Source organism: Ectothiorhodospira sp. PHS-1, from assembly GCF_000225005.1.
In the GTDB taxonomy this organism is placed as follows: domain Bacteria; phylum Pseudomonadota; class Gammaproteobacteria; order Ectothiorhodospirales; family Ectothiorhodospiraceae; genus Ectothiorhodospira.
The window spans coordinates 1-6,930 of sequence record NZ_AGBG01000051.1 but is presented as its reverse complement, the minus strand read 5'-3'; the positions used below and the strand labels follow the sequence as shown (position 1 = coordinate 6,930).

The 6,930-nt window shown below is 62.7% G+C and carries 5 protein-coding genes; 4 read left to right on the top strand and 1 reads right to left on the bottom strand.

Annotated features, from left to right (window positions below; translation table 11 throughout):
* Nucleotides 1–171 precede the first annotated feature (171 nt).
* Nucleotides 172–1,920, bottom strand: a complete 1,749-nt coding sequence (gene mobH / locus ECTPHS_RS13230; RefSeq protein ID WP_008933263.1) for a MobH family relaxase — start codon at nt 1,918–1,920, stop codon at nt 172–174.
* A gap of 358 nt (nt 1,921–2,278) precedes the next feature.
* Here mobH and ECTPHS_RS13225 point away from each other — a divergent pair, with 358 nt between their 5' ends.
* From ECTPHS_RS13225 to ECTPHS_RS13210, 4 genes are all read left to right on the top strand, one after another.
* Nucleotides 2,279–5,821: a helicase-related protein gene (locus tag ECTPHS_RS13225; RefSeq protein WP_040406093.1), complete on the top strand. Its 3,543-nt coding sequence runs from the start codon at nt 2,279–2,281 to the stop codon at nt 5,819–5,821.
* A 34-nt stretch (nt 5,822–5,855) separates the two neighbouring features.
* The gene (locus tag ECTPHS_RS13220; RefSeq protein WP_008933261.1) at nt 5,856–6,086 is read left to right on the top strand and encodes an AbrB/MazE/SpoVT family DNA-binding domain-containing protein; all 231 of its coding nucleotides are present in this window, start codon (nt 5,856–5,858) and stop codon (nt 6,084–6,086) included.
* Nucleotides 6,076–6,417: a type II toxin-antitoxin system PemK/MazF family toxin gene (locus ECTPHS_RS13215; protein WP_008933260.1), complete on the top strand. Its 342-nt coding sequence runs from the start codon at nt 6,076–6,078 to the stop codon at nt 6,415–6,417. Before ECTPHS_RS13220 ends, ECTPHS_RS13215 begins: the two co-directional genes overlap by 11 nt.
* Nucleotides 6,414–6,930: DUF1156 domain-containing protein (locus tag ECTPHS_RS13210; protein WP_008933259.1), on the top strand; the 517-nt coding region annotated here is incomplete at its 3' end. The genes ECTPHS_RS13215 and ECTPHS_RS13210, both read left to right, overlap by 4 nt.

The following is a 6,930-nucleotide window of genomic DNA, read 5'->3' as shown; positions in this document are numbered from 1 at the left end:
GAGCGTCGTATTTCTTGAGCATGGATGGACTGGCCAGAAAGACCCTCTCGGATTCGACTCTGGGTCTGATCCGATTCTGTGGAATCACCGGTGTCATCGTCGTGTAGGCATGGCATTGTGACGGGTCCGGCCAATGGATTCCAGGTTGCGCCATCGGCTTGCCGTCACCAGTCAGGCACCCGATGATGGAGATGCCTGCAGATGAGGGTTTGCCGCAGGCAGCGCTTCCGCGTGGGGAAATAGTATGCGTGGGTTGGGTAGAAGGATCCCCTTGACCACCGACTGGCGGCGCGCCCCTCGGACCAGATACCGATGAACATTGGTGCCATCCGTCTGTTTCTGGTGCAGCTTGAGCTTGATGAAGCGTTTTTGCACATACTCCCAGCCAGGGTGATCCGGATGGCGGGCGGCGTAGTCCTTGAACACGGCAGGACTGACGAGCAAAACCCCTTCCGATACCACATGAATACGGGCGTTGGGTGTATTGACGTCCAGATGACGGGCCGACACCTCCTGCCGCAGCCATTGCAGGAACTGCTGGCCGGGGTCGGTGGAAGGTGCTTGAGGGAGGTTAAAGCCCTGCGCTGCCTCTGGGGGCGGCGCGGCAAGTATCAATCCATCACGGGCCTGGGCGTGCCCCGGATCTTCCGGCGGTCTCTCATTGGTTTCTTCCTGGCCCATGATGATGGTGTCCTCGCTCATCCGAGGGGCGCTGATACCAGGCTCTGGATGCTGTTCTGAGCAGGTATCCGGTGTTGAAGGTTCGATAGGCGTGACGGTGCCATCAAACGGATCCGGTCTGCTGCCAGGGTCGGGCCATACCTTTCGGGCGGGAATACGGATCAGGGTCAGATCATGTGACCAACCATCACCGGCCACGGTGGCCCGCCAGATGGCCCGGTCTCCGCAAGGTTCCAGAACGCCATGCTCCTGGAGCGTGTCATAGATGCGGTCATTGGAGGAGGGGATGCCGGCATGCCCCTCGGCCCCCAGATGGGCGCGGAGGGCATCCACGGTGCGCTTGGACACCAGCCAGAGGTCATCGCCCACCAGCCAACCGGCGGCGCCGTTGCGGTTGAGCGGCAATTCCCCCTGATCCAGCAGGTATCGCAATCCGATCAGCAGCCGCTCCCACAGGGGCTTGGTTCGACTGGCGACGGGGCGCACCCCATCACCAGCGCCCAGGTTGCGGGCCACGGACAGGCCATCGGCCTGCTGGATGATCTCCCCCAGCGCCCCGGCGTCGTCCATGTCACCCGAGAGGGTGGCGAGCCAGGCGGCGAACAGCGCCTGGTCCGAGGCCAGCCAGGCAATGCCTCGAGCGGGGATGATCTGGTGTGCCAGGAGTGGCGCCGCCCGCTCGTGAAACCGGTGTCTACGATCGCGGCGAAACTCAATGCTGTAATGTCGGCAGTCATCGACTGCGGTCATGGGGCCAACCCATGGCTCCCAGTGGCCCAGGCTGTGTCCCCGGCCGTCGTAAAGCGACACCTGCTGATCGACGGCGGGTTTGCCGATGTCGTGCAGCAGCGCTGCGGTGGCCACGGCATAGGTCCAGGCATCCTGGCATTGGGCGATGCGTTCCGCCGTGGCACCCACGGGCAGCAGCCGCCCCCGGCGGATCAGGAGTGCCTGTAGCAGCACATCCAGACCGTGGTCCAGCATACCCCCTAGTCCGGCATGGTGGTGGGCCTCAGAGGCCGGGAGACGCTGCACATGGGCGGCATAGCGGTGGATGGCCGCCATGACCAAGGCTTGGTAATGCCTGGCCGGTAGGGCAGTCAGGGTGGAGATCTGGGTCAGCAGAGCCTGTCGGTGGGGTGGCTGGAGCAGGGCAGTGCTGTCCTGGATCGGGATGAGATGGGATGGCGCGACATCGGAGATGTTCAGCGCGCTCTCCGGCTGCCTCTTGTGGCCCAAGGACCGGACAATCCATAAGGTCAGTGCTTTCATGGGGGCAGGGTAGGACGTGTCCCGGCCATGGTGAAGGCTTTATGGTTTACCCAAACATGGGCATTCTCAGGCGTGACCCGCTGCAGCCATGGGTGCCCAGTGGGTCAGCGGGCAGGGGACAGTGACGTAAACGATGCCGAAGCGCCTCCCCCCGATTGAGGAAACATTGCAATAGTGGCATAAAGCTTCTGTGACCCATTCCCGATTTTGATGTCCCTCCAAGGAGCCTGCCGCACATGGATCGTTGCCCACCCGATTACCCACACTGGAACCGGCCGCCAGATCGGCCATCCACGGACCGGATCAGCCAGTGGGAGAGGTTGCCATGCTAAAGCTCGAAGACGTCAGGAAAGACGCCCAGGTGCGCGGCATCCGGCATGACGAGATCGTCCGCATCGTCAGCGTGGAGCCGGTGGGCACGGATGCCCTCACCGTCATCTACCGGGACAGTCAGGGACAACTGCACGATCAGATGCTGTTTCGCAGCGACGAGGCCAATCTGTCCCTGGCCCAGGCCGGGCGCCCCTGGGCGCTGGATGCCCCCGGTGCAGACTTCAAGCTGGCCCTGGAAGCCTACCGCATCAGCCAGGCCGCCCTGTTCGATCCCATGATGGCCGTGCATACCTCCAATGTGGAGCCGTTGCCCCACCAGATTGCCGCCGTCTATGAGGCCATGCTGACCCGTCAGCCACTGCGCTTCGTGCTGGCCGATGACCCCGGTGCCGGGAAAACCATCATGGCCGGTCTGTTGGTTCGGGAACTGCTGCTGCGGGCCGATGCCCGGCGCATCCTGATCGTGTCACCGGGTGGCCTGACGGAACAGTGGCAGGAAGAACTGTTGGACAAGTTCGGGGTGCAGTTCGAAATCTTCAGCCGGGAAAAACAGGAGCAATGCGCCTCCGGCAACTACTTCGACGAGCAGGATCTGCTCATCTGCCGCCTGGATCAGCTCTCCCGCAACAAGGCACTGCAGGAAAAACTGGCCACCACCAAATGGGATCTGATCATCGTCGATGAGGCCCACAAGCTGTCGGCCAACTATTACGGCAACAAGGTCAACAAGACCGAGCGTTTCAAACTGGGGGAATTGCTGGGTTCCCTCAGCCGCCATTTCCTGCTGATGACGGCCACGCCCCACAACGGCAAGGAAGAGGATTTTCAGATCTGGCTGTCGCTGCTGGATGGGGACCGCTTCTACGGCAAGTTCCGCGAAGGCGCCCACAAGGTGGATGTCTCCGACATGATGCGCCGCATGGTCAAGGAAGAACTGCTCAAGTTCGACGGCACCCCCCTGTTCCCCGAGCGACGTGCCTATACCGCCAACTATGACCTGTCGGACCTGGAAGCCGCGCTCTATCACGATGTGACCGAGTATGTGCGCCACGAAATGAACCGGGCCGATGCCCTGTCCGGCAAGCGCAAGGGCACCGTGGGCTTTGCCCTCACCCAGTTGCAGCGGCGCCTGGCCTCCAGCCCCGAGGCCATTTACCAATCGCTCCGCCGCCGCCGCCGCAAGCTGGAAGACAAGCTTGAAGAGATGCGGCTGATGGCCCGTGGTCAGGGTGTTCGGGAGGAGGGCATGGCCTCTGGCCTGGGCACCTATCTGGTCCCCAGGCAGATCGTCCTGCCGGACAACCTGGACGAACTGGACGAGGAACTGAACGCAGAAGAGTACGAGCGTTACGCCGATCAGGTGGTGGATCAAGCCACGGCCGCCGAGACCATTGCCGAACTGGAGGCGGAAATCTTCAGCCTGCGGGCGCTGGAACAGCAGGCCATGGCACTGGTGCAGTCCAACAAGGACCGCAAGTGGGAAGAACTTTCCCATCTGTTGCAGAGCAGCCCGGAGATGTACACCGCCACCGGCAGTCGCCGCAAGCTGATCATCTTTACCGAGCACCGGGACACCCTCAACTACCTGCTGGACCTCATCCGCAGCCTGCTGGGCCGCCCTGAATCGGTGATCACCATCCATGGCGGCACCAACCGGGACGACCGGCGCAAGGCCCAGGAGCAGTTCCGCCATAACCCCGATGTGCTGGTTCTGGTGGCCACCGATGCCGCGGGCGAAGGCGTCAACCTGCAGAACGCCAACCTGATGGTCAACTACGACCTGCCCTGGAACCCGAACCGGCTGGAACAGCGCTTTGGGCGCATTCACCGTATCGGCCAGACCGAGGTCTGCCATCTGTGGAACCTGGTGGCCAACGAGACCCGGGAAGGGGCAGTATTCCAGAAACTGTTCGACAAGCTGGAAGTGGAAAAGACCGCCCTCGGCGGCAAGGTGTTCGACATCCTGGGGGAAGCCTTTGAAAACATCTCCCTCAAGGAGTTGCTGGTGGAAGCCATCCGCTACGGCGAATCCCCCGAGGTCAAGGCGCGTCTGGAACAGGTGATCGAAGGTGCCCTGGACACTGAACACCTGCGGGAGATCATCCGCCGTCACGCCCTGGTGGAACAGCACATGGATCTGGAGGCGTTGTACGCCGTCAAGGAAGAAATGGAGAAGGCCGAGGCCCGCAAACTGCAGCCGTATTTCATCCGGGCCTTTTTCGTCCAGGCCTTTGAGCACCTGCAGGGGGAATTGCGTCCCCGCGAGAACGGGCGCCATGAAATCCGCCATGTCCCGGCGGCCATTCGGGAGCGGGATCGGGTCATCAGCGAAAGCAGTGCCCCGGTCCTGAAGAAATACGAGCGGATCTGTTTCGAGAAGGACCAGGTGCGGCTTCCCGGCAAGCCCATGGCCGATCTGATCCACCCCCTGCATCCGCTCATACACGCCATGACGGACCTGATTCTCTCGGCCCATCGGTCCAAACTCAAGCAGGGCGCGGTGTTGGTAGACCCCAACGACGACGGTACCGAACCCTGGATGCTGTTCATGCTGGACCATGCCATCCGCGAGGGGCAGGGCGCAGGGGGGCATCCGCCGCGGGTGGTATCCCGGCGTCTGCAGTTCGTGGCCATTGACCCTCGGGGGCAGGGCGGTCATGCCGGTTGGGCGCCCCATCTGGATCTGGAACCCATCCGCGACGATGACCTGGACCGGGTGAGGGATCTGCTCCAGGCCCCCTGGCTCACCCAGGATCTGGAAGCTCTGGCCCTGAACCATGCGGTACAGGCCCTGATTCCTGATCACTACCAGGAAGTGAAGTTCCGGCGTCAGCGGCAGGCCGACAAGGTGCTGGATGCCGTCAATGAGCGTCTGGTGAAGGAAATCAATTATTGGTCGGATCGCTATATCAAGCTCACCGACGACATGAAGGCCGGCAAACAGCCGCGCCTGCAGCCGGAAATGGCCCGACGCCGGGTGGATGAACTGACCGAACGACTCAACCAGCGCCGCCGGGAGTTGGAGGCGATGAAACAGACGGTCTCCAGTCCACCGGTGGTGATCGGCGGTGCCCTGGTCATCCCCCGGGGCCTGCTGGCCGAACGCAAGGGCGAGACCGCCTTCACGGCGGACGCCCAGGCCCGCGCCCGGGTCGAGCGCATTGCCATGCAGGCCGTCATGGATGCCGAGCGGGCCATGGGGCATCAGGTATTTGATGTTTCGGTGCAGAAATGCGGCTGGGACATCACCGCCCGGCCCCCGGTCAATCCCGATGGTTCCCTGCCGCCGGACCGACACATCGAAGTGAAGGGACGCGCCAAGGGGCAGACCACGGTGACCGTCTCCCGCAACGAAATCCTCTACGGCATGAACCAGGCGGAGAAGTTCTGGCTGGCCATCGTTCTCGTGGAGGGTGAGACCTGGGAAGGACCGTTCTATGTCCACAAACCGTTCACCCAGGAACCCGATTGGGCGGTGTCCAGCATCAACCTGGATCTGGAGCAATTGCTGGCCAGGGCCACGACGGCGGTCTAGACTCAAGGAGTCCTTACAGTAAGGAGGCATGCCGATGACCGTTATCGCCAAGATCACCGCCAAGGGTCAGACCACCATCCCCGCCGATATCCGTGCCGCGTTACAGGTTGGCCCCGGGGATCTGCTGGCCTGGGAAATACATGGGGACGGCAGCGCCTCTGTGCGCCGGGTGCAGCCGCTGGATCTTGAATATCTCAGGGCGGTGGAAGGCACCCTCAGCGAATGGGGTTCGGCGGCGGATGAGGAAGCCTACCGTGACCTTTGAGCGCTGGCAGGTGGTGCGTGTGCCGTTTCCATTCACGGACCGTACCGCCACCAAGAACCGCCCGGCCCTGGTGCTGTCCAGCGCGACCACCTTCAATGGGCCGGCGGGGCATGGGGTGCTGGCCATGATCACCTCCGCCAAGAACCCATCCTGGCCCCTGGACTGCCCCATCGAGGATCTGGCGGCCGCCGGTCTGCCCGCGCCCTCGGTGGTGCGCTGCAAGCTGTTCACCCTGGATGCCCGCCTGATCCGGGGAGAGCTGGGCCAGTTGTCCGCGGCGGATGCCGACCGGGTCAGGAAAACGCTTTCTCTTCTACTGGAACTGGAATGACCACCATCAAATCTCCTAAAAAACTGATCGAAGTGGCCTTGCCGCTGGATGACATCAACGCCGCGGCGGCCCGGGAAAAGTCCATCCGCCATGGCCATCCCAGTACCCTGCATCTGTGGTGGGCCAGACGGCCCCTGGCGGCGGCCCGGGCGGTGCTGTTCGCCCAACTGGTGAACGATCCCGGCTATCAGCGGGAGCTGGGTTATGGGGTGAACAAGCAGGAAGCCGAGATCAAGCGGGAAAAGCTGTTCCAGATCATCCGCGACCTGGTGAAGTGGGAGAACACCAACAATGAGGAAGTCCTGGGCCGTGCCCGGGAGGCCATCCGGGAAAGCTGGCGGGAGACCTGCCACCTGAACCGTAATCACCCCCAGGCGGCAGAACTGTTCAACCCGGACCAGTTACCCGCCTTTCATGATCCGTTTGCAGGGGGAGGCAGTATTCCATTGGAGGCGCAGCGTTTGGGACTCGAGAGTCATGCCTCTGACCCTGGAGTATCCCCACGTTTTCGCA

What these genes read in the sequence shown, in the direction of transcription:
- ECTPHS_RS13225 (WP_040406093.1), top strand. Translation starts at nt 2,279, where the DNA reads ATGCTAAAGCTCGAAGACGTCAGGAAAGACGCCCAGGTGCGCGGCATC.
- ECTPHS_RS13220 (WP_008933261.1), top strand. Translation starts at nt 5,856, where the DNA reads ATGACCGTTATCGCCAAGATCACCGCCAAGGGTCAGACCACCATCCCC.